The organism is Corynebacterium timonense, from assembly GCF_900105305.1.
Lineage (GTDB): Bacteria > Actinomycetota > Actinomycetes > Mycobacteriales > Mycobacteriaceae > Corynebacterium > Corynebacterium timonense.
The window spans coordinates 1,333,089-1,356,418 of sequence record NZ_LT629765.1; the positions used below are offsets into that span (position 1 = coordinate 1,333,089).

The 23,330-nt window shown below is 66.1% G+C and carries 24 protein-coding genes; 13 read left to right on the top strand and 11 right to left on the bottom strand.

The window, feature by feature from the left end; all coding sequences use genetic code 11:
* The first annotated feature begins 30 nt into the window (after positions 1-30).
* Positions 31-657, top strand: a complete 627-nt coding sequence (locus BLT81_RS06280) for a TetR/AcrR family transcriptional regulator (protein WP_051011457.1) — start codon at positions 31-33, stop codon at positions 655-657.
* Positions 651-2,192, top strand: a complete 1,542-nt coding sequence (locus tag BLT81_RS06285) for an MDR family MFS transporter (protein ID WP_019194114.1) — start codon at positions 651-653, stop codon at positions 2,190-2,192. The genes BLT81_RS06280 and BLT81_RS06285 overlap by 7 nt, the downstream gene beginning before the upstream one ends.
* Here BLT81_RS06285 and BLT81_RS06290 read toward each other — a convergent pair.
* From BLT81_RS06290 to BLT81_RS06300, 3 genes are all read right to left on the bottom strand, one after another.
* On the bottom strand, positions 2,173-2,736 hold the full coding sequence (locus BLT81_RS06290) for a GNAT family N-acetyltransferase (RefSeq protein ID WP_019194115.1): 564 nt from the start codon (positions 2,734-2,736) through the stop codon (positions 2,173-2,175). The genes BLT81_RS06285 and BLT81_RS06290 overlap by 20 nt on opposite strands.
* A gap of 104 nt (positions 2,737-2,840) precedes the next feature.
* Positions 2,841-3,428 (bottom strand): LGFP repeat-containing protein, encoded by a 588-nt coding sequence (locus tag BLT81_RS06295; protein ID WP_019194116.1) that lies wholly within the window; start codon positions 3,426-3,428, stop codon positions 2,841-2,843.
* A gap of 60 nt (positions 3,429-3,488) precedes the next feature.
* Complete coding sequence (locus tag BLT81_RS06300) at positions 3,489-4,115, bottom strand: LysR substrate-binding domain-containing protein (RefSeq protein WP_019194117.1); 627 nt, start codon at positions 4,113-4,115, stop codon at positions 3,489-3,491.
* Between the two features lie 23 nt (positions 4,116-4,138).
* Here BLT81_RS06300 and BLT81_RS06305 point away from each other — a divergent pair, with 23 nt between their 5' ends.
* Positions 4,139-4,507: a DUF5997 family protein gene (locus BLT81_RS06305; RefSeq protein WP_019194118.1), complete on the top strand. Its 369-nt coding sequence runs from the start codon at positions 4,139-4,141 to the stop codon at positions 4,505-4,507.
* Here BLT81_RS06305 and glyA read toward each other — a convergent pair.
* Positions 4,504-5,796, bottom strand: coding sequence for a serine hydroxymethyltransferase (glyA, locus tag BLT81_RS06310; protein WP_019194119.1), 1,293 nt, complete (start codon positions 5,794-5,796; stop codon positions 4,504-4,506). The two genes, BLT81_RS06305 and glyA, sit on opposite strands and share 4 nt — an antisense overlap.
* 136 nt (positions 5,797-5,932) lie before the next feature.
* On the opposite strand from glyA, the gene coaA reads away from it, so the two are divergent.
* Positions 5,933-6,856: a type I pantothenate kinase gene (coaA, locus tag BLT81_RS06315; RefSeq protein ID WP_040421345.1), complete on the top strand. Its 924-nt coding sequence runs from the start codon at positions 5,933-5,935 to the stop codon at positions 6,854-6,856.
* 650 nt (positions 6,857-7,506) lie between these two features.
* Positions 7,507-8,751: an HNH endonuclease signature motif containing protein gene (locus BLT81_RS06320; protein ID WP_083337254.1), complete on the top strand. Its 1,245-nt coding sequence runs from the start codon at positions 7,507-7,509 to the stop codon at positions 8,749-8,751.
* Here BLT81_RS06320 and BLT81_RS06325 read toward each other — a convergent pair.
* Positions 8,748-9,095 carry a DUF3054 domain-containing protein gene (locus BLT81_RS06325; protein WP_040421347.1) on the bottom strand — a complete coding sequence of 116 codons (348 nt, stop codon included), beginning with the start codon at positions 9,093-9,095 and terminating at the stop codon, positions 8,748-8,750. The genes BLT81_RS06320 and BLT81_RS06325 overlap by 4 nt on opposite strands.
* A gap of 156 nt (positions 9,096-9,251) precedes the next feature.
* Here BLT81_RS06325 and BLT81_RS06330 point away from each other — a divergent pair, with 156 nt between their 5' ends.
* The gene (locus BLT81_RS06330) at positions 9,252-11,123 is read left to right on the top strand and encodes an HtaA domain-containing protein (protein ID WP_019194123.1); all 1,872 of its coding nucleotides are present in this window, start codon (positions 9,252-9,254) and stop codon (positions 11,121-11,123) included.
* A gap of 7 nt (positions 11,124-11,130) precedes the next feature.
* Here the strand turns inward: BLT81_RS06330 and BLT81_RS06335 are convergent, their stop codons facing one another.
* The 3 genes from BLT81_RS06335 to mca are packed head-to-tail and all read right to left on the bottom strand — an operon-like array spanning position 11,131 to position 13,117.
* Positions 11,131-11,901 (bottom strand): isoprenyl transferase, encoded by a 771-nt coding sequence (locus tag BLT81_RS06335; protein WP_019194124.1) that lies wholly within the window; start codon positions 11,899-11,901, stop codon positions 11,131-11,133.
* A gap of 31 nt (positions 11,902-11,932) precedes the next feature.
* Positions 11,933-12,226 (bottom strand): hypothetical protein, encoded by a 294-nt coding sequence (locus BLT81_RS06340; protein ID WP_019194125.1) that lies wholly within the window; start codon positions 12,224-12,226, stop codon positions 11,933-11,935.
* Positions 12,227-13,117: a mycothiol conjugate amidase Mca gene (mca, locus tag BLT81_RS06345; protein ID WP_040421264.1), complete on the bottom strand. Its 891-nt coding sequence runs from the start codon at positions 13,115-13,117 to the stop codon at positions 12,227-12,229.
* Positions 13,118-13,264: 147 nt separating this feature from the next.
* Between mca and BLT81_RS06350 the strand changes: the two genes are divergently transcribed.
* The 3 genes from BLT81_RS06350 (at position 13,265) to BLT81_RS06360 (ending at position 15,019) form a co-directional block, all read left to right on the top strand.
* The gene (locus BLT81_RS06350; protein ID WP_231286595.1) at positions 13,265-13,756 is read left to right on the top strand and encodes a DUF4307 domain-containing protein; all 492 of its coding nucleotides are present in this window, start codon (positions 13,265-13,267) and stop codon (positions 13,754-13,756) included.
* A gap of 165 nt (positions 13,757-13,921) precedes the next feature.
* A complete protein-coding gene (gene greA / locus BLT81_RS06355; protein ID WP_019194128.1) occupies positions 13,922-14,446 on the top strand; it encodes a transcription elongation factor GreA in 525 nt (174 codons plus the stop codon).
* 60 nt (positions 14,447-14,506) lie between these two features.
* Positions 14,507-15,019 carry a hypothetical protein gene (locus tag BLT81_RS06360; RefSeq protein WP_040421268.1) on the top strand — a complete coding sequence of 171 codons (513 nt, stop codon included), beginning with the start codon at positions 14,507-14,509 and terminating at the stop codon, positions 15,017-15,019.
* A gap of 74 nt (positions 15,020-15,093) precedes the next feature.
* On the opposite strand, the gene BLT81_RS06365 is transcribed toward BLT81_RS06360, so the two are convergent.
* Positions 15,094-15,885, bottom strand: a complete 792-nt coding sequence (locus BLT81_RS06365) for a Bax inhibitor-1/YccA family protein (protein ID WP_019194130.1) — start codon at positions 15,883-15,885, stop codon at positions 15,094-15,096.
* Between the two features lie 149 nt (positions 15,886-16,034).
* On the opposite strand from BLT81_RS06365, the gene BLT81_RS06370 reads away from it, so the two are divergent.
* From BLT81_RS06370 to BLT81_RS06385, 4 genes are all read left to right on the top strand, one after another.
* Positions 16,035-17,036: a suppressor of fused domain protein gene (locus BLT81_RS06370; RefSeq protein WP_019194131.1), complete on the top strand. Its 1,002-nt coding sequence runs from the start codon at positions 16,035-16,037 to the stop codon at positions 17,034-17,036.
* A gap of 57 nt (positions 17,037-17,093) precedes the next feature.
* Positions 17,094-17,972 carry a phytoene/squalene synthase family protein gene (locus BLT81_RS06375; RefSeq protein ID WP_019194132.1) on the top strand — a complete coding sequence of 293 codons (879 nt, stop codon included), beginning with the start codon at positions 17,094-17,096 and terminating at the stop codon, positions 17,970-17,972.
* A complete protein-coding gene (gene crtI, locus BLT81_RS06380; protein WP_019194133.1) occupies positions 17,965-19,518 on the top strand; it encodes a phytoene desaturase family protein in 1,554 nt (517 codons plus the stop codon). The genes BLT81_RS06375 and crtI overlap by 8 nt, the downstream gene beginning before the upstream one ends.
* A gap of 164 nt (positions 19,519-19,682) precedes the next feature.
* Positions 19,683-20,852: an alpha/beta hydrolase gene (locus BLT81_RS06385; RefSeq protein ID WP_231286596.1), complete on the top strand. Its 1,170-nt coding sequence runs from the start codon at positions 19,683-19,685 to the stop codon at positions 20,850-20,852.
* Between the two features lie 10 nt (positions 20,853-20,862).
* Here the strand turns inward: BLT81_RS06385 and BLT81_RS06390 are convergent, their stop codons facing one another.
* A complete protein-coding gene (locus BLT81_RS06390; RefSeq protein ID WP_155860828.1) occupies positions 20,863-22,398 on the bottom strand; it encodes a hypothetical protein in 1,536 nt (511 codons plus the stop codon).
* A 270-nt stretch (positions 22,399-22,668) separates the two neighbouring features.
* Entirely contained in the window at positions 22,669-23,211 is a 543-nt protein-coding gene (locus tag BLT81_RS06395) for a DUF3558 family protein (protein ID WP_172812378.1), read from the bottom strand.
* Between the last annotated feature and the right edge of the window lie 119 nt (positions 23,212-23,330).

Below are 23,330 nucleotides of genomic sequence, written 5' to 3' on the forward strand. Positions count from 1 at the left end.
ATTTTTGCACCGGGTGTAATCTCGCACTCTGTGCAAGAAAAGAGCGACGGACTCCGGGAACGAAAGCGGCGCGAGACGCGGCGGCGCATCATCGACGAGGCGATGGCGCTCGTCGAAGAGCGCGGCTTCGACAACGTCACCATCGAGGACATCTGCCGCGCCGCGAACATTTCGCGCCGCACGTTTTTCAACTACGTGGATTCGAAGGACGAGGCGGTCTTGGGTCCCTTCCCCTTCGCGTTGAGCGACGAGGCCTTCGATACCATCGCGACCAGCCCGTCGGGCAACATCCTCGATCTCATCTTCAGCCAGCTGACGGTGCGCCCCGACGTCCTTGGGCGCGAGCACCTTTTGCGGCGCAGGGCCATCCTGAAGCAGAATCCGGCGCTCTCGGGCGCGGCCTTCGAGCGTTTGGGAGAAACATTGATGCGGCTCGGGCGGGCCGTCGATACGCATCTTGCGCGTTTCCCCGCTGACCGTAAGCTGCCTGGGGCACCGCAACAAATCGAGGCCAACGCCATTGTCAACCTGTTCTACGTGTCCGTGTCCACGTATCTGAGCAACCCGAATTTCCCTGCGACCGACCCCGTCGGGATCGAGCCGCTGCGGGCAGCAGCCCGCTTTCATATCGACCTAGCAAAGGAGCTTCCGTGGTAGACACCGCAGACGAACGCCCACGGGTCGGCCTGATTTTCACCGCCCTTCTCACCACCATGCTCATGAGCTCGCTGGGGCAGATGATCTTCGCGACCGCACTGCCCACCATCGTCGGCGAGCTCGGCGGAGTGGACCACATGAGCTGGGTCATCTCCGCCTTCCTCGCCACCATGACCATCGCGCTGCCCGTCTTCGGCAAGCTCGGCGACGGCATCGGCCGCAAGTGGCTCTACATCGGCGGCATCGTCTTCTTCCTCGTCGGCTCCACGATCGGCGGCTTCGCGTCCTCGATGGGCATGCTCATTGTCGGCCGCGCGATCCAAGGCTTCGGCGCGGGCGGCATGATGGTCTGCTCCCAGGCAATCATCGCGGAGGTCGTCCCCGCCCGCGAGCGCGGCAAGTACATGGGCGCGATCGGCGCCGTCTTCGGCGTCGCCTCCGTTCTTGGCCCCGTCCTCGGCGGGTGGTTTACCGACGGCCCCGGCTGGCGCTGGGGGCTGTGGATGAACATCCCGCTTGGTCTTGTCGCCATGGCGCTGTCCGCGGCCGTGCTCAAGCTGCGCACCGGCTCGCCATGGGGGCTGCGCTACGACTGGTTGGGGACGCTGTTCATGGTGGTGGCTACCACCTCGCTGATCCTCACCACAACGTGGGGCGGCACCCAGTACGAGTGGAGCTCGCCGATCATCCTCGGGCTGCTCGCAACGACCGTCATCTCCTCGGTCCTCTTCGTACTCGTCGAGGCGAACGCGGCGAACCCGCTCATCCCGATGTACCTGTTCCGCAACCGCAACATGGTGCTCACCACGGTGGCGGGCCTCGTGCTCGGCATCGCGATGATGGGCTGCCTCGGCTACTTGCCCACCTACCTGCAGATGGTCCACGAGCTCACGCCGACCAACGCGGGCCTGATGATGCTGCCGATGATGCTGGGCATGCTCATCACAGGTATCGGGGTCGGGTACCTCATCTCTGCTAGCGGGCGCTACAAGATTTTCCCGCTGATCGGCATGGGGTTCATGACCCTCGCCCTGTGGCTGCTCTCCACGCTTGAGGTGAGCACCCCTTTGCCGCTGCTCGGGGTCTACATGTTCGTCCTCGGCGTCGGCCTTGGCTTGGTGATGCAGGTGCTGGTGCTCATCGTGCAAAATTCCTTCCCGCTGGCGGTCGTCGGCACCGCCACCGCAGCAAACAACTTCTTCCGGCAGATCGGTGGGGCGATCGGCGCCTCGCTCATCGGCTCGCTGTTCGTGCACAACATGACCGAGAACCTGCGCGAGCGCGTGCCCGAGGCTCTCACCGCGATGGGGCCGGAGGGCGAGCCCTACGCCGAGGCCTTCACCTCTGGGGCGGCCCAACAGTCGCTCACGCCCGAAGCGGTGGGCATGCTTCCCGACGCCCTGCGCTCCGCTGTACTCACCAGCTACAACGACGGCCTCACGCCGATTTTCTTGATGCTTGTGCCCCTCGCCCTGCTGGCGCTGGCCCTCCTCATCCCTGTGAAGGAGGACCCGCTCAGCGAGACCATCGACTAACCGCGGGCTCGCGGCGCTTCTCGCCCGGCTTGGGCAAAAGCAGCTCGTAGATATCGGTGTCGCGCCACTCGCCTTCCATGTCGCCGTAGGTCATCTTGGCCATGTGATGAAGGGTGCCCACCTTCTCGAATCCCCGCGAGGTGTGCAGGCCGGCAGACCCTTCGTTTTCGGGGAAAATCCACGAGTGGATCGACCACTTGTCCAGATCAATGCAGGCTTCGATGAGCCGGTCGAGGAGGGCCCCGGAGACCCCGCGACCCTGCGCGTCCGGGTGCGAGTAGATCGAGTCCTCGACGACCCCGTGGAAGACGGAGCGCGAGGACGCCGGCGCCGCCGACACCCAGCCGAGAATTTTGTCTTCGTCCTCGTCGTCGACGGCTACGAAGACCGCCTCCATGATCTTCTTTGCGGTGAATTCTTCCCAGCTCGGGCCCTCGGTTTCGTAGGTGGCGTGGCCTGAGCTGAGGCCCATCTCATAGATGGCGCGGACCTGCGGGTAGTCCTCGCGGCGGATGGGACGGATCGTAAAACCGTTCTGAGACATGGCAGCAATTGTTCACTTTTCCACCATGTCGCGCAATAAGACGCGGAAAAGCCCCGCTCCGCGCCCTTCTTCAGGGTCAGAGCGGGGCTATAACGCGAGGGTTTTTACTCCTCGATGACGTTGGCGGTGAAGACACCGTCAGCGCCGCGGACCCACTCGATGCGGCCGTTCTCAAACTCCTGGACCCAGCCTTCCTGGTCCGGGTGGACCTCCTCCGGCGCCACCGGGAAGCCCAAGGAGGAGTCGGCGCGGACGTTGGTCAGCCAGTTGTTGGCAATCTCGCCCCACGTCGGTGCGCCGCCGGTGTTCTCGTTCCACGCGATGTAGTGCTCGTCGTCATAAGACACGATCCAGCCGTTGTCGACCTCCTCGACCTCAACAGGCTCGCCCCAGTCGGCTTCGGCGTACTGGCTCATGGCCTCGGCGACGCCCTGCGGCACGAGCACCGTCGCGCCGTCCGCCGTGGTCACCTCGACGGTAACGCCCTCGGGGGTGTCGGTGCTTTCGTTAGCCTGCTCCTGCTGCTCCTCCGGCTCCGGGGTGACCTCCTCGCTCGGCTGCTCCTCCGATTCCTCGGCCGCCGTCTCCTGCGCGGTGGTCTCTTCCGGCTGCTCCTCGTCAGCGCACGCCGTCAGGCCGGTCACGAGAGCGAGCGCGGCAGCGCTTGCAGCAATCTTCTTGCGAACAATCATGGTAAAAACTTCCCTTTCGTCGTTGGTATCACTTGTAACCTCCACTGTACGGAAAGTTTCCTACCTGCGTCGAATCCTTCCCCGCCGCGACCTCGGAGAACGCCGTTCATTTTTACCCTTCACCTGCGCCTTTGACGTACGAGAAGAATTTACGGTGCGGCCTTTTGCAACACCCACAAAGTCTTGAATTCGGTCGGAATCCGCCCGTTTTTCCCACACCAATGCGATCGTCGTTATGGGTGCATTTTCGTCGCTCAGTTCGAGAGCCACCACCTGTTTCTTCGACAAAATTTTCAGCAGCGGCCGCGGGGCGTACGCGACGCCGACGTTCGCGGCGACGACCTGGAGGGCGCCGCGAAGCTCCTCGACCGTGGTGCCTGGGGTGAACGCGAGGGTGACAATTTCGTCGGCCACGTCCTCGGGGCGCACCGCCTCCCCCACCTCCGCGTACACGGAATCCTTGGGCACCGCCACGCCGGGCGCCTCCGTGTAGAGGGTGACCACGTGATGGCGCTGCGTCACGCGCTCGTCGGGTAAGCGGACGAGGGCAAGGTCGCAGCGACCCGCCTCGAGCTCGGCGAGGGGGTCGTCGCTGCCCGAGGCGTCGATCGCCTCGCGGGTGGATGCCTCGTATCGGCGCAGCCACTTGCCGGGTTCAGTCCCTGTGACGAAGGAAAGCCTGAGCATGGGTTAATGCTACCGTCAAGGCCATGACGCACAACCAGCCATCGGGCACCGCAATGAAGCCCGCCACCGCGGCAAAGAAGCTCGGAATTTACCTACCGGCCACTCCCGACCACTTTCGAAACGGCGCCGTCACGCATGCACAGCTGCGCGAGCTGCAGGACAATCCGCCCGAGTGGCTGCAGGAGCTGCGCCTGAACGGGCCGCACCCCCGCCCCGAGGTTGCGCGCAAGCTCGGAATCAGTATCACCGCCCTCAAGGCCAACGACCTCGACAAGCCTCTCACTACCGAGGAGATCAAGGCCCTCTTGGCCGATCAGCCCGAGTGGCTGCGTACAGCCCGCGCTACCTTGGCACAGGAGCGCGGGCTGCATGAGGACACGGACAGGGCTTAAAGCATCTTCCAATCCTCAAGGTTGGGGTAGAGGGGGTACTTCTCTGCAAGCGTGTCGACGCGCGCGTGCAGGGCATCGACATCAGCCTCATCGCCCTTGATGAGCACCTCAGCGATGATCTCCGCGACCTCGCGGAAGTCTTCCGCCTCGAAGCCGCGGGTTGCCAGCGCGGAGGTGCCAATGCGCAGGCCCGAGGTGACCTTCGGCGGGCGCGGGTCGAAGGGCACAGCGTTGCGGTTGACGGTAATGCCCGCGCGGTGCAGCAGGTCCTCCGCCTGCTGACCGTCCATATCGGAGTTGCGCAGGTCAACCAAGACAAGGTGGACGTCCGTTCCGCCGGAGACCACGTCGATGCCGGCCTGCTTCGCGTCATCCTGCGTCAGGCGCTCGGCAAGGATGCTCGCGCCGTCCAGGGTGCGCTGCTGGCGGTCCTTGAACTCCGGGGTGCCGGCAATCTTGAATGCTGTTGCCTTGGCGGCGATCACGTGCATGAGCGGGCCGCCCTGCTGGCCCGGGAAAACCGTGGAGTTGAGCTTCTTGTGCAGCTCAAGGTCGTTGGTCAGGATGAAGCCGGAGCGCGGACCGCCGATGGTCTTGTGGACGGTGGAGGACACGACGTGCGCGTGCGGCACCGGGTTGGGGTGCAGGCCGGCAGCCACGAGGCCCGCGAAGTGCGCCATGTCGACCCACAGGTAGGCGCCGACCTCGTCGGCGATGGAGCGGAACTCGGCGAAGTCCTGCTGGCGCGGGTAAGCGGACCAACCAGCGATGATGACCTTTGGCTTGACCTCGCGAGCCTGCTCGCGCAGCTTGGCCATGTCGATGGTGTGCGTGTCCTTTTCCACCTGGTAGGCGGCGACTTTGTACAGGCGGCCGGAGAAGTTGATTTTCATGCCGTGGGTGAGGTGACCGCCGTGAGCCAGGTCGAGGCCGAGGATGGTGTCGCCCGGCTCAGCCAGCGCCATGAGGACGGCGGCGTTCGCCTGCGCGCCCGAGTGCGGCTGCACGTTGGCGTACTGCGCCCCGAATACCTCCTTGGCGCGGTCACGTGCCAGGTCCTCGACGACGTCAGCGAATTCGCAGCCGCCGTAGTACCGACGCCCCGGGTAGCCCTCGGCGTACTTGTTGGTGAACACCGATCCCTGCGCCTGCAGCACGGAGCGCGGGACAAAGTTTTCGGATGCGATCATCTCCAGCGTCTCGCGCTGACGCCCGAGCTCGTTGCGGATGGCCTCGTGGACTTCGGGGTCGAATGAGGCAAGATCTTGGTAGCGGAGGTCGTCAGACACGTGCTCGAGTCCTTTCGGTGGATTTCTTATTTGCAGACACGCCCCCAAAAATGGGCGTACCAAGCAGTATATTCATCGAAGGAACTGCCGGCACCCACTTTTCCGCGCTTATTCTAAGAATGACACAATGGTGTTCATGTCCCGTGCTGTTGAGTCCGGCCCCTACGTTGATTTCCCGCGAGAAGCGTGGCGCAAGAGGCGCGCTGCGTGGCCCCAGGTCCTCACCGAGGACGAGGTGGTCCAACTCAGCGGCATCGGCGAGAACCTCGACCTGAACGAGGTTTCCGAGATCTACCTCCCCGTCTCACGCCTGATCCACCTGCAAGTTCTGGCGCGACAGAAGCTTACCGCGGCCACGGAGACCTTCATCGGCGCGCCCATCCACGTGCCCTACGTCATCGGCCTCGCAGGCTCAGTCGCTGTGGGCAAATCCACCACCGCGCGCGTCCTCCAAGTGCTGCTCCAGCGCTGGGAGTCCCACCCCCGGGTCGATCTCGTGACCACCGACGGGTTCCTCTACCCTGGCACCGTCCTGCGCGAGCGCAAGCTCATGGGCCGCAAAGGCTTCCCGGAATCCTACGACCGGCGCCGGCTCATGCGGTTTGTCACCGAGGTCAAGTCGGGCAACCGCGAGGTGCTTGCGCCCGTCTACTCGCACAACGCCTACGACATCGTCCCCGGCGAGTACCAGGTCGTGCGCCAGCCGGACATCCTCATCCTCGAGGGGTTGAACGTTCTGCAGACGGGCCCGACGCTCATGGTCTCCGACCTGTTTGACTTCTCCCTCTACGTCGACGCCGCCACCGAACACATCGAGCAGTGGTACATCGACCGCTTCCTCAAGCTGCGCACCACCGCCTTCCGCCAGCCCGGCGCCCACTTCGCCCGCTTCGCCGATCTCGACGACGAGCAGGCCACGCGGGAGGCGCGCGAGATTTGGCAGTCCATCAACCTGCCGAACCTCGTCGAAAACATCCTTCCCACGCGGGTGCGCGCCTCCCTCGTGCTCCGCAAGGGCCCCGACCACTCCGTCGAGCGCGTGCGCATGCGCAAGCTGTAGCCCCGAGCACTAGATGTACTTCCTCGGCAGGTTGTGAACGTGTGAGCACTGACAGGGAGTCGGTCCGTATGCATTGCATAGTTTCGGGCCCGTCCGCTTGGGGCCGGGGTGTATGCATTGCATAGCCGGTGCACTTGACGGTTGGGGTGCCCCGTATGCATTGCATAGTCGCGGCGCTAGGTGGTCGGGGGGGTTGATCGGTCTGCATTGCATAGTTTCGGGCCCGTCCGCTTCGGGGCCGACATGTATGCATTGCATAGTTTTGGCGCTCGGGGGGTTGATCGGTCTGCATTGCATAGTCGGTGCGCTTGGCGCTCGGGGGGTTGATCGGTCTGCATTGCATAGTCGGGGCGCTTGGCGCTCGGGGGTTGATCGGTCTGCATTGCATAGTCGGGGCGCTTGGCGCTCGGGGGGTTGATCGGTCTGCAGTGCATAGTCGGTGCGCTTGGTGGTCGGGCGCTGATCGGTCTGCATTGCATAGCCGGGCGCTCGACGGTCGGGCGTTGATCGGTACGCATTGCATAGTCCGCCCCGCTCAAACACGCGCGCTATACAAACGTCGAAAAGCTGCCTTTATCCAGCTCAACCCACATGTCCGACGCGTCGTTATACTGTCAATCAAACACACGATCGACACGCTTGGGGGAGCAATGGACACACCACCAACCACCGTCAGCAGGGACAGCGCACCCTTGCATATCGCGCACACCATCGAAAAAGGGTTCGGCGTATTCTCGCGCCGCAAGGCGCAGATACTCTACGCCATAGCACTTTTCGACGTCCTCGGGCTCGCCCCCCAGTTCGGCGCACAAACGACCGCATTATGGCTTGTTAGGAGCATCGCGGTGCCGAACTCCACCGCCCACGAGTACGTCAGGGTTGCCCGCGCAATGCTGCGCTTCGAGGTGATGGCACAAGCATTCTTGGAGGGGCGAACAAACTACTCCAAGGTCAGATTGATACTGCCGCTGCTCACAAAGGACAACGAGGCTGAGCTGGTGGAGCTGGCCTGCACCATGACGTTTCACGAGTTGGAGATCGCGCTGCTGCAATTCCGCCAGCCAGCAAAGAAAGCGACGAGGACGTCCTACGTGCGTCTAAAAGCCGCGCCGGATGGGCGTATAAAGCTGTGGGCGGACTTCAACGCGGCGGAAGGCGCGCGTGTGATGGCGGCGATGAAGGTCGGGGAACTCGCCTGGCACGACGTGGACTGGACATCCTTAGCAGGCAACGACGGGACAGTGGATCCGGAGCGTATCGACGCTGAAATGGACCGCCAGGATAAGAAAACACGCGGCTGCTCCGGTTTCGGCCTGCCCATCGGGGAAGTGCTGGTCAGCGCGTTCATGGGCATGGTGAACATGACGTTGTCGCGGCCGCGTAACCCGTTGCGCGCACCCGGGGCGCATGTCAATGTCGTTATGACCACCGACGGCAAGGCCTACCTGCCCTACAACCCTGGTGCGCCTTCAGAGGCGGTGAAAAACTTCCTCGCCAACGCCTCCTACCGGCTCAACAGGGTCGACGACACAGGGCTGGTGCTCAACAGTGGGCGCGCGTTTCGGCTTGCCTCCGACGCCCAGGTCAACGCGCTGATGCTCATGTGGCGTCACCAGTGCGCGATGCCCGGGTGCAGTCACACGCGCTTTATAGAAATGCACCACGTCCACGACTGGGCTGATGGCGGGCCGACGGACCTGGACAACTTGCTGCCGTTGTGTTCGGCGTGCCACAGCCTCGTCAGCGACAACCGCATCACCATTTTGCGCGACGGTGGGGACTTTCATTTCCTGGGCCCGGGCGGGGTGCGCTACGTCAGCACAGACCGCGGGCTGCCGGTGCGCAACGACGACGCCCGGACGCTGGAGGAGTACAACGAGCTCAGCTGGGTCTAAAAGCGCCTCGCCAGCACGAGCTTCGCGATGCCACGCCAGCCGAGCATGAGCAGGGCGCAGGTGGCACCGGTGACGACAACGAAGGACCAGTGAGGCAGCTTGTCACGGGAGAAACCCCACATGATCAGGCCGACGACCAGGGTGATCAGCCAAATCAACCACCCCGTGTTGCGCCGCACCGCAAGCCACGCAAGGGCCAGGCCGACGCCGAAGGGAACAAAGGTCTCGAGCCAACCAAGAAACGTCAACGGCATCTCTTCGATCTGGTGAGCGGCGCGGGCGAGAAGGGCGAAGGCAGCGATGGCAACGAAATCGGCAGCGATGGCGTAGGGCTTGTGCAACATGACAGGGAAGTACAACTAGGACCACTGAAAGCTCCGCTCGCTCCGTCGATAATTCAGCGGAGCCTAACCTAACCTGATGGACGACGGCAGCAGCGCCACATGTATGCTCATTTCCGGCTTAAGTAAAGCCTAACCTAACCTGGAAAGGAAGTATCTATGGGCCCATTCACGCGGAAGGCCGCGGTGTCCACCGCTCTCGCCGTTGCCCTCGCCGTCGGGCACGTCACCCCCGCCTCCGGCACCGAGAGCACCACGCACACCGACGCTGTCGCCAGCACCAGCACCCAGGACCAAGCCGCCCCCATCGCTGCAGCGTACGCGAACTGGGATTTCCGCCGCTCCTTCCGCGACTACGTGGGAACGACCCTCGTCGGAGACGAGGGCGAAACCCGCACGCAGGTGGACCTCCTCGAGCACTCACGCAGCCTCATGTGGAAGGTTCGACCCGGCCAGAGCATCAATGTGGCGTCGCCACGCGGGAAGCTCCATTTCGACGGCGCGGTCGCCTGGTACAAGTACGGCGGAATCCTCAACGTGCGGATCTCGAACCCGACCATCGACTTTGACAACGAGCTTTTGCTTGTCGACGGCTACACCACAGGCACCATGGCCAAGGAGGGCGTGGTGGAGTTCACGCAGGAACCCATCGCGCGATTGAACGGGCTCACGGTGGAAACACGGGACGGCTACAGCGTCATCTCCTCGCTCGAGCCCACCCTCATGGGGCGTGTTAAGGACCTCGTGGGCTTCTACGACAACGAGGGGGGCGAGCCACTCGTTGTCACCCTCACCACCGATGACGACCGGGCCGACACGCTGCTGCGACCGCAGTTGTGGGACGTCTTCCCCACCCGGTTTAGGAACCCGCGTACTGGCCCGGCTGAGACCGACGCTCCCCTGACAAACGTCGACATCGCGGATGCCCGTCTGGAGGCGTGCATCCGAAGCCAAGCCGACATCGCCCCGAACGTCCCGATGACCAACAAGGCCCTCGAGGGCCTGGAGGCGCTGAGCTGCCCCAAGCTGGGTATTACACACCTGCAGGGCCTCGAGCACGCGGTGAACCTCGCGAGCGTGAACCTCCGCGGCAACAAGCTGCGGGACATCGCGCCGCTGCGCCAAGCGAAGCGACTCGTGGTCGTTGACGTCTCCGAAAACGAGCTGACGTCGATCGCCGAGCTCTCCGGCGCCACCGCGCTGCAGCAGCTGCGCGCGGAGCAGAACTGGCTCCACGACGTCTCGGTGGTCACGGAGTTCTCTGCACTCGACGTTCTCGACGTCTCCCACAACCGCATCTCCAACCTCGAGCACGTGACGTGGCAGCCCGAAGAGACGATGTCGACGCTCGACCTCTCCCACAACCGCATTGGGGACCTCTCGAAGGCGAAGGATCTGCCGTTTGCGCGCACCGTTGACCTGTCCTACAACCTCATCGAGACGCTGGGGACTCTCCCGCAGAAGCGCGCCATCGAGCGGCTCAACCTCGAGCACAACTTCATCACCGACCTCGATCGGCTCTCGGACTGGGCCGAGGGCTACCAGAGGCGCACCGTGAAAGCGCTCACGCTCGGGTACAACAGCTTCACCAACTGGGATGCTCTCCGCGGCCTGACCGCGGTGGACACCACCCGCGGGGACACAGTCAACGCCTTCCCCGACTTCGAAAGGTTCGCCGCTGACCCGCAGGCTTTCCTCAACCCGATGACCATCGACGAGCGCCACTCCCGTATCGGCGCCGAGGACCGCGCGATCGACGCAGCCATGCAGAAACCCACCAAGGACGGGGAGACCACAGCCCCAGGCAAGGAGCCGGATCAGGGCCAGGGCGGCGGCCAGGCCCAAGAGCAAGGCGAGCACGACAAACCCCGCTCCGGCTCGTCACGCCACCTGACACTCGGACTCAGCATCGGCATCCCCGCCTTCCTGCTTGTGATCCTTGGCCTCGCCGCGCAGCTCAACGTTCTGGGCCTCACGCCGCTGCTCAACGGCCTCACCTCGTCGCTTTCCGCGCTGCGAGCAGGGGCGTAACAGCGCTCTACTTGCCGAAGCGCCGCGAGCGCTGCGAGTAGTCGCGCAGCGCGCGCAGGAAATCAATCTTGCGAAACGCCGGCCAGTACGTGTCGGTGAACCAGATCTCGGAGTACGCGGCCTGCCACAGCATAAAGCCGCTGAGCCGCTGCTCACCCGAGGTACGGATGACCAAGTCCGGGTCGGGTTGCCCCGAGGTGTACAGGTGGCGCGAGACCGACTCAATCGTGACGGCGTCGGCCAGCCCGTCGGGGCTGACCCCGGCGGCGACGGAGGCGTCGATAAGCGAGCGAACGGCGTCGACAATCTCCTGGCGCCCGCCATAGCCGACGGCGATGTTGACGCTCAGGCCCGGCTTTTTGGTCGTCGTCGCGGCCGAGCGGCGCATCCTGTCGGCGACCTCTGCCGGCAGGAGATCAAGGTGGCCGACCAGCTTGACCCGACAGGTGTAGTTTTCGGTGGCGAGGTCGTCGACCACGTCCGAGATGATGTCGAAGAGGAGCTCGACCTCCTCCGTGGTGCGCTGAAGGTTTTCCGTGGACAACAAATAGATGGTGACCACGTCGACGTCTTGCTCCGCGGACCAGCGGACGAGCTCCCCGATCTTCGCCGCACCCGCTCGGTGGCCGTGAGAAATATCGGTGAAGCCCGACTCGCGGGCCCAGCGCCTGTTGCCGTCCGCCATCACCGCGATGTGTTTCGGGCGCACCTTGCCGCGCAGCTCGCGTTGGAGCCGCTTCTCGTAGAGGGGGTAGAGGATCTTCGCTAGCGCTGCCACACCGTTAACCCTATCCTGCCGCTAACTAACGCTAGAACCGGGACTTGCGGCGCCGGTCAAGCACGCCGGCTTCCTCCATCGCGCGGTCCACCGCCTCCTCGTCGAACGGGTCGAGGCCACGGGCCTCCGCGAATAGGCGCCGACGGTGGAAGCGCGAGTAGCGGCGGTGGAACGAAAAGCCGATGAACAACACGACCACGAGCAGGCCGACGATGAGCAGCAGGCCGAACGGCGCGGCCTTGCCAAACTCGGGGCCGACGGGGGTCTCCTGTGGCGCCTGGGCGATGAGCCACCCCGAGGCGTTGGTGAGGGCGTCGATAGGCATTTAGTCCTCCTTGGCTGCCCCGGCGTCAAGGTCCACGCCGGCGAAAAGGTCGTCTTCCGGCACGGTGGTAGCGACGCGGCTGCGCGCCAGCTCGAACTCCTCCGTGGGCCAGGCCTTCTGCTGATCCTCCACTGGGCTTGCCAAAAAGGCGCCGGCGGGGTCGATCTGCGTGGCGTGGGCCGTCAGCGCCGCGGCCCGGCGGTCGAAGTAGTCGCTGCACTCGATCTGGGTGGTCACGCGGCCCATGATGTCGGCCTCGTTGCTGCGCCAGCGCTTGATCATCACCTCGTAGGGGCTGCGCTGGCCGCGCGCGACGAGCATCTCGTGGAGGCGCTCCATGCGCTGCAGGATGAAACCGTGCGAGTAGTACAGCTTCTGCGGGGTCCACGGCGCGCCGAGCTCGGGAGCGTACTCGGGGTCCCCGGCTTTCTCCCAGGCCAGCATGGACACGACGTGCACCTTGATGTGGTCCGGGTGCGGGTAGCCGCCGTTTTCGTCGTAGGTGATGATGACCTGCGGGCGGAACTCGCGGATGACGCGGACAACCTCACGGCACACGGTGTCGTCGTCCTCGAGGGCGAAGCAGCCCTCGGGCAGCGGCGGCAGCGGGTCCCCCTGCGGCAGGCCGGAATCTTCGAAGCCCAGCCACTCGTGTTCCACGCCGAGCGCCGCCGCGGCCTGCGCCATTTCGTCCTCGCGCACTCGCCGAATGTTCTCCAGCACCCCCGGCCGGTCCATCGCCGGGTTGAGAATGTCCCCGCGTTGCCCGTCGGTGCAGGTCAGCACCTTAACCCTTCCGCCTTCGGCAGCGTACTTCGCCGTGGTGGCCGCGCCCTTGGATGACTCGTCGTCGGGGTGCGCGTGGATTGCCAAAAGGCGCCTAGCGCTCACTGTGTCCTCAGTCCTCCTTGCTGTGGCCCTCACCCGTGCATAGGGGCGTTACGTTAACCGCATCCATCTTAGTACCATCTCGAATGAAGTCATTGACCGCTTCAGCCGTGCTCTACCGTGTTCTACCGTGTAAAGGAATCTCTGACCGTGCCCGCGTCCCCGTCCCCCGCAGAATCCCCGTCGCGCCCTCCCCGCCGCCCTGTGACCCGCTACGGCATCACGGACAAGGCCGCACGTCCGGGAGGGATGGGCGGCAAGGTGCTCGTCGCGGCCCTCGTCATCGTGGTCGTGCTCATCGCCGTGGCCTTTGCCCGCACGCTCGTCGAGCGCGCCGCCGTGCCCGTTACCGCTGAGTTCATCACGCAGGAAGCTGTCGACGACTCCACCACCCGCCTATGGATCGACGTCACCCGCCGGAACACCGACGTCCCCTCCTACTGCATCATCACGGCGGTGGACTACAGCTTTGCCGAGGTGGGGCGGCGTGAAGTCGCTTTGCCCCCGGGAGGCGAGACCCTCACCCGCATCGGCGTGGACCTGCCCGTCCGGGCGCCGGGCGTGTCCGGGCGCATCTACGGCTGCTCGGAGGATATCCCCTTCTACCTGGACACCAGCCAGACGCACACCGAGGCGCGCTAACCACCGCGAGCACCTCGCGTGTCGACGCCCCACTGGCCCCGCCCGGCCCCACGGGCGTCCACCGCCCGCGTGGTAGAATCCCGCTGTATAATTGCATGTTTCCATGGCGGGCGGGCTACTGTGGCACCGCCCGCGCACCATAGCTACACGGGAGGCGCAGACTTCATGGCTGGCACGCAGCAGCAGTACATCACCCCGGAGATGAAGGCCAAGCTCGAGACCGAGCTGCAGGCCCTCATCGACAACCGCCCGAAGATCGCGGCCGAGATTAACGAGCGCCGCGAGGAGGGCGACCTCAAGGAGAACGCGGGCTACGACGCCGCGCGCGAGCAGCAGGACCAGGAAGAGGCCCGGATCAAGCAGATCTCCGAGATCCTCTCCAATTCCACCACCGAGCGCGCCGGCATCGTCGAGGGCGTGGCCCACGTTGGCTCCGTCGTCCACGTCTACTACAACGGCGACGAGAACGATAAGGAGACCTTCCTCATCGGTACCCGCGCCGCCTCCACCGACAACAAGGACTTGGAGACCTATTCGGAAAACTCCCCGCTGGGCGCCGCCGTGGTCGGAGCTTCCGAGGGCGAGACCCGCACCTACACGGCCCCGAACGGCCGGGAGATTTCGGTGACGATCGTGGACGCCTCGCCGTATGATTCGGTTAAGGCCTCCACGCCCCGCGCGCAGTCCTAGGCGCGCTCCTCTTCATGTGATTTCCGGTACTTCGCAGAACGATACATAAGGACTGACCCCGTGACTCTTTCTTCCTCCCGCACTGCAGTCGTCGCTAGTGTGGCCGCCGTCGCCTCCCTAGGCCTGGCCGCCTGCTCACCTCCCGGCCAGGTGGACTCCGAGCAGAAGGTGGACACTGCGACCAGCCAGGACGCCGACTCCCTGCCCGGCGGCACTGCAGAGACCGGCCACGCCGTCCCCACCAACGTCGCCGAGGTCACCGGGACCACCTCGCCCGCCCCCGCGGGTACCCTGCCCGTCCTGAGGAACTGCGGGGAGCCGAGCGAGACCGAACCCACCGAGATTGTCCTCGCATGCAAGGATCAGAACGATCTGCTCGAGGACATTGAGTGGTCCGAGTGGGGCGAGGACCTCGCCGTCGGCACCGGCACGCGCGTGACTATCGACCCGGATCGCCGCGTGGAAAACGCCGAGATCATCCTCGGCAACCCGACGATGGTCGACGGCGAGCTCCAGTTCACCACCGTCTCCGTCGAGGGCCGCGAGATCAACCCGGAAAGCCAGTACACCTAAACCGAACAGGCACGGGCACGAAACAGCGCCCTCCCCGCTCGTTGCGGGGAGGGCGCTGTCGTGTCCGCCGAGTGCTAGTCCCTGTCAGCGAAGATGGCCAGCAGGCGCAGGATCTCGGTGTAGAGCCAGACGACGGTCACGGCGAGGCCGAGGGCGACGCCCCACGCCATGTTCGCCGGGGCGCCGGTGCGCACGAGGCGGTCGGCCATGTCGAAGTCCTGCAGGAAGCTGAACGCCGCTAGGACGATGCACACGACGCCGAAGATGATGGAGAGCATTCCGCCGTCGCGAAGCGGGTTGGCCTGCGTGAAGATCGCGAGCAAGAGGTTGCCCAGCGCCATCACAGCCACGCCGAAGATCGCGCCGGTGAGGATGCGGTTGAAGCGCGGGGTGACGCGGATCGCGCCGGTCTTGTACACGAAGAGCATGCCGAAGAACACGCCGAGCGTGCCGATGATCGCCTGGAAGATCAGCGCACCGGCGTTGGCGTTGCCCACCAGGAAGCCGCTGAGCACCAGCGAGAACCCGCCGACGAACAGGCCCTCGAAGGCGGCGTAGATCAGCGTGACGGCCTTGCTTCCGAACGAGCGGCCGAAGGCGTGAACCAGCACGGTGATGAAGCCGCCGATGGCTCCGACGAACGTGAGGCCCATGGCGAGGCCCGGGTTGCCGCTCAGCGCGATGCCGAAGTTGATCATGGCGAAGACCACGATCACGGCGAGGGTAATGCCCGCCTTGGTGACGACATCGTCGATGGTCATGGGGCGCTCGGAATCAAGCTGCGCCGCCTGCCCGGACTGGCCACCGAAGTTTCCGTAGCCGTCTACCCCCGGCAGTGTGTTCATCACGGGATTGTTGTTTTTCACTGTGCCCTTGTCCTTTCGTCATGGGTTCACATGGTTCACACGATCCAACGCTATAACCAACGATCTGGACATCCGTTTAGTTCCCGGATTCACACATAAGATCCGATTTTTTTGTTTAGCCCTCTCTCTCGGCGGCGTAGGATGCTTCCATGAACCTCTTCGGCAGCGGGTTCGGGTCCGGCATCAGGCGAGGTCGCGTCCACGCGCGCCTGCGGCCCCGCCTCGGCGGCGACGCGCTTCTGCGCGCGCTCGACGCGGCGTCTGGGGCGGCGGAACCCGTCGCCTTCCCCGGCCCCGCCGGTGAGCTTGACGCCCCAGCGGTCCTCGCCTACCCGTGCCGCACACCCGTACCCCACCTGCTCTACACCACCTTCGGCGTGTCGCGGGTGCGTTCGAACGTCCCCGTGGCCGGGCTGCAGACCGAGCTCAGCCTGCGCACCGCGCCCTCCGAGGGCACCCCGCCCCGGTGGCCCGCCGAGATCCTCTTCGCGCTCGCCCGCCACATCCACACGCGCGACCGGCCGATCGAACCGGGCCATTACATGCAGGCCCCCGGCATCGCGGGCGATGGGCCGCGCGGCTTCAGCTTCGTCGCCGACCCCGTCCTCGGTGACGTGGAGACGGTCACCGGGACCGTGCGCTACACCTACGCCGTGGGGCTCACGGCCCGCGACCTCGAGGACGCGCTGGCGTGGAACCCGCTGAAGTTCACTGGAGTGCTCGGGGACTTTATCCCGCTCGGGCTGACCGACCCTGCGCGCGCATCGCTGCGCGACAACCCTGAGGCCCGCCGACGCGTCGAGGACGCCACCGCCGCCGAAGGCTCCTCCATCGGCGCCGTGGAGGTGACGTTCCTCGACGTCGAGCCGGGCAGGATCGACCTCGACCCGGCCGGTGCGGCCGCGCTCCTGCGTGCCGCACGAGGGCGGCTCGCGTTCTCTCGCCCCTTCGCGCTTGTGCGGGCCGCGGGCCCCGACACCTGGGTGCGTTTTGCACCCGACGCGGTGACCTCCTGCGCGGGCGGAGTCTCCGAGGTGGCCGCCCCGCCCCGGCTCGCCGCCGAGCTTCTGGCCACCTTTGACACCTCCCCCGGCGTCTACCGGCTCCGCACCGTGCCGCTGCTCATCCACGTCATTGACCCGCGGAGTTAACGGCTCCCACTGCCGCTGCTACCCTTTTCACCAGCCCGCGACGAAAGACGTAACCCGATGGCCCACCCCGCGCTCCCCTCTTCCCTCGCCCGCTACGACGCCATGTGCGACGCCGCGGCCGCAGAGGTCATCGCCGCCTACTCGACGAGCTTCTCCCTGGCCACCCGCCTGCTTCCCGCGCCACAACGGCGGGACGTGCGCAACCTGTATGCCATGGTGCGCATCAGCGACGAGATCGTCGACGGCGCCGCGCTCTCCGCCGGCCGAGACCCCGCCTCCGCCCTCGACGCCTACGAGCGCGCAGTCCTCGCCGCCCCCGGCGTGACCTTCCACACCGACCCAGTCCTCCACGCCTACGCGGCAACCGCGCGCCGCTGCGGCTTCGACCCGGATCACGTGCGCGCCTTCTTTTCCTCCATGCGCCGCGACGTGACACAGACGCACTACGACGCCGCCGGCTTTGACGCCTACGTCTACGGCTCCGCCGAGGTCATCGGCCTGCTCTGTCTGTCGGTGTTCCTCGCCGGGCGCCGCGTCGACGCCGCCGCTCGCGCGGAGATGGAGCGCGGGGCTCGCACGCTCGGCTCGGCCTTTCAAAAAATCAACTTCCTGCGCGACTACCGCGAGGACCAGGGCATCCTCGGCCGTGCCTACTTCCCCGGCCTGCGCGAGCGCGCGCTTGACGACGCCCTCAAGGCCGCCCTCATCAGCGACATCCGTTCCGAGCTCGACACCGCCCGCCGCGCCATCGCGCTACTGCCGCCCGCCTCGCGCCCCGCGGTCGCCGCGGCCGAAGCCCTATTCCGCGAGCTGACCGACGTCCTCGACGCCACTCCCGCCGCAACGCTCGCCACCGCCCGCGTCCGCGTCCCCGCCCACCGCAAGCTCCTGGTCACCACGCGCGCCGCCGCCCGGGCGGGGGTGCGCCGTGGCTAAACGCAGCGCCATCGTCATCGGGGCCGGCGCCGCCGGGCTGGCCACCGCCGCCCTGCTGGGCAGGGAGGGCTACGCCGTCACGGTCGTCGAACGCCTCGGCACCATCGGCGGGCGCGCCGGCGAGGAACGCATTGACGGCTTCCGCTTCGAAACGGGCCCGTCCTGGTACCTCATGCCGGACGCGTTCGACCACTTCTTCTCCCTCTTCGGCATGCGCACCGAAGACGTCCTCGACGTGGTCGACCTCGCCCCGGCCTACCGGCTGTTCCCAGAGGGGCACGCCCCCCTCGACGTGGACTCCGGCCGGGAGGCCGCCACCGAACTTTTCGAGGCGCTTGAGCCGGGGGCCGGCGCGCAGCTAGGGCAATATCTGGACTCGGCCTCCGAGGCGTACAGGGTGGCCGTCGATAAGTTCTTGTACACCACCTTCTCCTCGCTGAGGCCCCTGGTCGGGCCCGAACTGCGGGGCCGCTACGCGCAACTGGCGGCGTTTCTGCGCGTGCCCCTCGACACGTTCGTCGCGGAGCGTTTCACCGACACGCGCCTGCGGCAGATGCTCACCTACCCCGCCGTTTTTCTGTCTTCGCACCCGGCGCGCACCCCTTCGCTCTACCACCTGATGAGCCACACGGACCTCGTGCAGGGGGTGAAGTACCCGCGCGGGGGCTTTTCGGCGGTGATGGGCGCGCTGCGCGACCTCGCCGAAGCAAACGGCGCGCGGATCCTGCTGAACACGGAGGTCAGCGCCATTACCCACCGCGGCGGGAGCGCCACCGGGGTGCAGCGCTTGGGCGGCCCGCCGTTGCACGCCGACGTCGTCGTCTCCGCCGCCGACCTGCGCTTTACCGAGACCCGTCTGCTGCCGCCCGCGCTGCGCACGTACGACGAGCCATGGTTCGCCGCCCGCGACCCCGGGCTGGGCACCGTGCTGCTCATGCTCGGCGTCGAGGGCGCACTGCCCCAGCTGTCGCACCACAACCTGCTGTTCAGCGCCGACTGGGACGCCGACTTCGACGCGGTCTTCAACGGCCCGACCCCGCAGCGCCCGCTGCAGGCCTCACGCTCGATCTACATCTCCAAGCCCTCCGCTACAGAGCCGGGTGTGGCTCCCGCTGGCTGCGAGAACCTCTTCGTACTCGTCCCCACGCCCGCCGCGGAGGACCTCGGGCACGGCGACTTGTACCACCGCTCGGCCTCGGCGGCGGTCGAGGCAATCGCGTCGGCCACGCTCGAGCTCATCGAGCGCCGGTGCGACATCCCGGACCTGCGCTCCCGGATCCGCGTGCAGCGGACCCTGGGGCCCGCCGACTTCGCCGAGCGCTACCACGCGTGGTCGGGCGGGTCGATCGGGCCGGCCCACACGTTGCGGCAATCGGCGTTTCTGCGTGGCTCCAATCGCTCCAAAAAGCTGCGCAACCTCTACTACGCAGGCGCGACGACGGTGCCGGGCGTCGGCGTGCCCATGTGCCTGATTTCGGCCGAAAACGTGATCAAGCGCCTGCGCGGCGACCGCAGCTCGGCACCTCTCAAACCGGGCACGGCGTAGCCCGCGGTGTGTTCTAATTTTGGGAAGGTATTTCTTTTCCCCGCCAAAGGAGACGCCATGCGCCGCCACCTGACCGTTCTTGCCAGCCTCGCCGTCGCCGCCGCAGCAGCAGCGCCTGCCGACGCCAGCCCCGTCGATTCCTCCTCGCGGCTTACCCGCCCGCCGTGGTCCACGCGGGCGAGCCAATGCGCGAGGTCGCGCCCCGGCACGTCCCCACCTTCGACAGCGGTTTGTCCATCCCCGCGCCCTCCGGACCTGCGGGCACGGCGCTTGCGGAGGTCCCCTTGGACCCGCGTGTGGGGCTGAGCAGCGCGGCCCAACAATTCCGGGTGGCGTACACGACCGTTAACCAGCACGGGCAGCCCACCGTGAGCACGGGCGCCGTGTTCCTGCCGCATGGCCAGGCCCCGGCGTCGGGGTGGCCGGTGCTGGCGTGGGCGCACGGCACAGTCGGGCTGGGCGACGAGTGCGCTCCCAGTATCAACGAGCGCTCTGCGCGGGACGCCGAATATCTCAACCGGTGGCTGGACCACGGCTACGCCGTCGTGGCCACCGATTATGCCGGGCTGGGCACGCCTGGCGCCCACAGCTACCTCAACGGTCACGTCGCCGCCGCCAACGTTGTCGACTCCATCCAGGCCGCCCACCAGGCGAGTTTCGGCCCCTCGCTGTCGAAGCGCTGGGCGGTCATCGGCCAGTCCCAGGGCGGCGGAGTGGCGCTGCACGTGGCGCACCGGGCGACCGCGTTGAGCAGTCAGCTCGGTTTGGACTACCGCGGGGCCGTGGCCACCGGCGCGCCCGCCTACATCGAAGAGATCGTCATCGCCGCGGGCCCCACGTTTCCCCCGGTTCCGCTGCCCTCCGGCCTGACCACCTACGGCCTGTACATCCTCGCTGCGGTCGAGGAGGCCCACCCTCACCTCGACATCGACTCCGCACTGACCCCGGAGGGCCGCTTCATGGTTGACCAGGCCACACGCAGCTGCTACTCCGAGGTCGCCGCCGCCTCCGCCGGCACGAGCCTCTCCCGCGCCTTTTCGCGCCCGCTGAGCGACGTCCCCGGGCTCGCCCCGGCTATCCGCTCCTTTATGTCCACCCCCACCGCAGGCTACGATAGGCCCGTTTTTGTGGGCCACGGCCTCACCGATATTGATGTCCCCTCCCCTATCGGCATCGCCTTAAACAGCCAACTCTGGCTCAACCAGTTCGCCGCCAACGCCGGGGCGCGCAACGCTCGCGTCGAGGTGCGCTGGTACCCCACCGACCACAGCGGGACGGTGAACCTCTCAACCACCCACTCCGCACCGTTCCTCCGCGAGATCTTCGCCGACTGATGCTCCGTGGCTAGCGCTGCGGCTGCGTGACGTTGAACCCAATGACGCCTGGGAGCACCGCCGGCGCCTGCCCGAGCAGCGCCCGCAGGTTCCCGTCCCGCTCGACGGCGCTGGTGACGGCCTTCACCCGCGCACCCCTGCGCGTATCCTCGCCGTCGCGGCGCGGCACCCCACCCGCGGGCCCCATAGGTCCGCCCGACCCAGCCGGGCCTGCCACGCCCGACACCGGCACCGCGCGGGGCCCCGCTTGCGCGGCCGTGGGTGCGGCTGTGCTTGAGTAGCGGTTCGCTCCGTCAGCCGGGATGCCGACGGCGCCCGCCCCAACACCACCAAACTGTGGACGCCCACTACCGCCGGCGTGGCCAGCACCACCCAGCTGCGGGCGGCCGGTGGCCCGGTGATGTCCGGCCCCGCCCCCGACACCGAGCCCAGGCACGATAGAAGTTCCTGCGGCGCTACCGGGGCGGGGGCTGCTCTGCGCGCCCAACAAACCTCCGGGCAGCGGCACCCCCATCCCCATGCCGGACGCGCCCGCGCCTGGCGCCGCTCCGCCGGCTCCCAGGCTGGCCCCGGGAGTAAGCGTTGCGGGCATGCTCGGCGCGGCGAGCGCAGCCGCCTGCGTCGGTGTTGCCCCCGCGGAGATCGCCTCGACAACTTCGGGGGTGATCGCGCTGAACTGGGAAACAACCTCATCCGGCGTCCGCGCCTGCGCTAGGTCTCCGTAACCGCGCTGGCGGAAGGCATCGGCGACAATTGTAGGCAGCCCAATCTTGTCGAACTCTGGCGCGGCCGCCACACTTACTGCCCCCGGATTGAAGTGGTCCCCAGGCATGTCCGCCAAGTCCGGCAAGAGCTGGTTGAACACGGGTTTCGTGGGCACCAGGCTCGCCGTCAAGGTCGATGGAAATGGCGCCAGGTACGCCTGTTCAAAGGCAATCTTTTGCTCCGGCGAGGGAAGCGCGGCCCAGGTCGCGTACGCTGCCGCGGTAAGCACCTGCTTCGCCGCAGCGACCGAGGCAAGGTTCGCCGTGTGCGAGGCCATCGCCGTTGCATGGGCAGCATACGTTCCGCCGGCCCATTGGATGCGGTTGATGTGCCCCAGTGCGGCCTGCACCCAGCTCGTCGCCGCCGACGACGTGAGCGCCGCCTTCGCCCCCTCGAGCGCCGCAACCGTTTCCCCCAGCCTCGCCGCGGTGGCACCCCACTGCCCGGACGCCGTAGCTGCCTCAGCGGGGTTGGTGGCGGACAGCAGGCTATGCAGGCCCGGAAGCGAGAACTGAGGTCCCGCCACCGGCGCCGCGTTGGCGAACCGGCCTGTCTTGGCGTTCACCAATGCCGGCGCCGGGGCTGCCGCTTGGGCTCTCGACGCGGCCCTCGCAACGGCGCCCTTGACGACACCGATATGGGACACCAAACGAGAGAAATCGGCGTCTGCCCTCACCGTATTGTTCAGGTTCGACTCCAGCAGCACGGCGGCGTCCCGGATGTGCGAGGCAAACGCCTTGGACGACATCGGCTCGTACGTGCCCGCAACCGTGCCATGCATCCGACCCGCCATGTCGAGACCCGACACCGGGGAGAACGCGGCCAACGCTACTGACAGGCTGTGGGATCCAGCATCGTCCGCCAAGGCATATGCTGCTCTAAGTTGTGCGACCGCGCTCCTAACTGAAGCGACGTCTAGAAAAAGTTGGCTACTCATCCGCTACCCCCATGTAGCTTTCCCCCCGAGAAAACACTGGACTTCCGTCATGTTAACCACGCCGCCGCCCTTCGCTCATGCGAAGCATGCCCACCATAGTGGACACGCGGCATATTACAAACTGTAGAGCGCTTGGAGGCTGCGGCTGGCTCTTTCGCATAGCGGGACGACGTCCGCATCGGGAAAGACAGAGCTAGCAACCGTGCCGAAAGCTCCGCGCTCCGTGTCGACAACGGCAAAGCAGACCCCCGCATCGAACTGCGGCTGATAGAAATAGACGCCCGGGATATTGCCCGCGTCGATCCCTTCGATAAAACGAGCCTGAGCACCCGACGTCTCTCGATTCGCGGCGTTAGCGATGAAACCGACTCGAATATCAGGGTCGTCAGACTCGAAAAAACACGACGCTTTTTGAGCCAGCGCGTCATAGCCCAAATCGTGCTTACCCACGAAGCCCGCCGCGGCGAACTCCTCGTCGGTGATCTCCGCGCACGGGTTAAACAGGTTCTCGCCAATGGTGTACGGATCGTAGTCACCTAAGACGAGGTCACCACTCTGGAAGTGAAAGGCTGGCACCTCCTCGACCGGCGCGGCCTCGTTCGCAGGCTGCTGGGCCTGCGGGCTATTGCACGCTGCAAGGGTCGTCGCTACGCACACTGCGACGACGCATGGAGTCGCCCCCCGGATAATTCTCATTGTCTCCCCCAACATCACCATCCACTGATGTTTACCCACGCAGCATACAAGGCGCGAGACGGTGTGCGCAGAGATCTGCA

Coding starts and splice junctions, on each gene's coding strand:
- BLT81_RS06290 (WP_019194115.1), bottom strand. CDS start 2,736: ATGTCTCAGAACGGTTTTACGATCCGTCCCATCCGCCGCGAGGACTAC.
- BLT81_RS06295 (WP_019194116.1), bottom strand. CDS start 3,428: ATGATTGTTCGCAAGAAGATTGCTGCAAGCGCTGCCGCGCTCGCTCTC.
- BLT81_RS06300 (WP_019194117.1), bottom strand. CDS start 4,115: ATGCTCAGGCTTTCCTTCGTCACAGGGACTGAACCCGGCAAGTGGCTG.
- BLT81_RS06305 (WP_019194118.1), top strand. CDS start 4,139: ATGACGCACAACCAGCCATCGGGCACCGCAATGAAGCCCGCCACCGCG.
- coaA (WP_040421345.1), top strand. CDS start 5,933: ATGTCCCGTGCTGTTGAGTCCGGCCCCTACGTTGATTTCCCGCGAGAA.
- BLT81_RS06320 (WP_083337254.1), top strand. CDS start 7,507: ATGGACACACCACCAACCACCGTCAGCAGGGACAGCGCACCCTTGCAT.
- BLT81_RS06325 (WP_040421347.1), bottom strand. CDS start 9,095: ATGTTGCACAAGCCCTACGCCATCGCTGCCGATTTCGTTGCCATCGCT.
- BLT81_RS06330 (WP_019194123.1), top strand. CDS start 9,252: ATGGGCCCATTCACGCGGAAGGCCGCGGTGTCCACCGCTCTCGCCGTT.
- BLT81_RS06340 (WP_019194125.1), bottom strand. CDS start 12,226: ATGCCTATCGACGCCCTCACCAACGCCTCGGGGTGGCTCATCGCCCAG.
- greA (WP_019194128.1), top strand. CDS start 13,922: ATGGCTGGCACGCAGCAGCAGTACATCACCCCGGAGATGAAGGCCAAG.
- BLT81_RS06370 (WP_019194131.1), top strand. CDS start 16,035: ATGAACCTCTTCGGCAGCGGGTTCGGGTCCGGCATCAGGCGAGGTCGC.
- BLT81_RS06375 (WP_019194132.1), top strand. CDS start 17,094: ATGGCCCACCCCGCGCTCCCCTCTTCCCTCGCCCGCTACGACGCCATG.
- BLT81_RS06390 (WP_155860828.1), bottom strand. CDS start 22,398: ATGCATGGCACGGTTGCGGGCACGTACGAGCCGATGTCGTCCAAGGCG.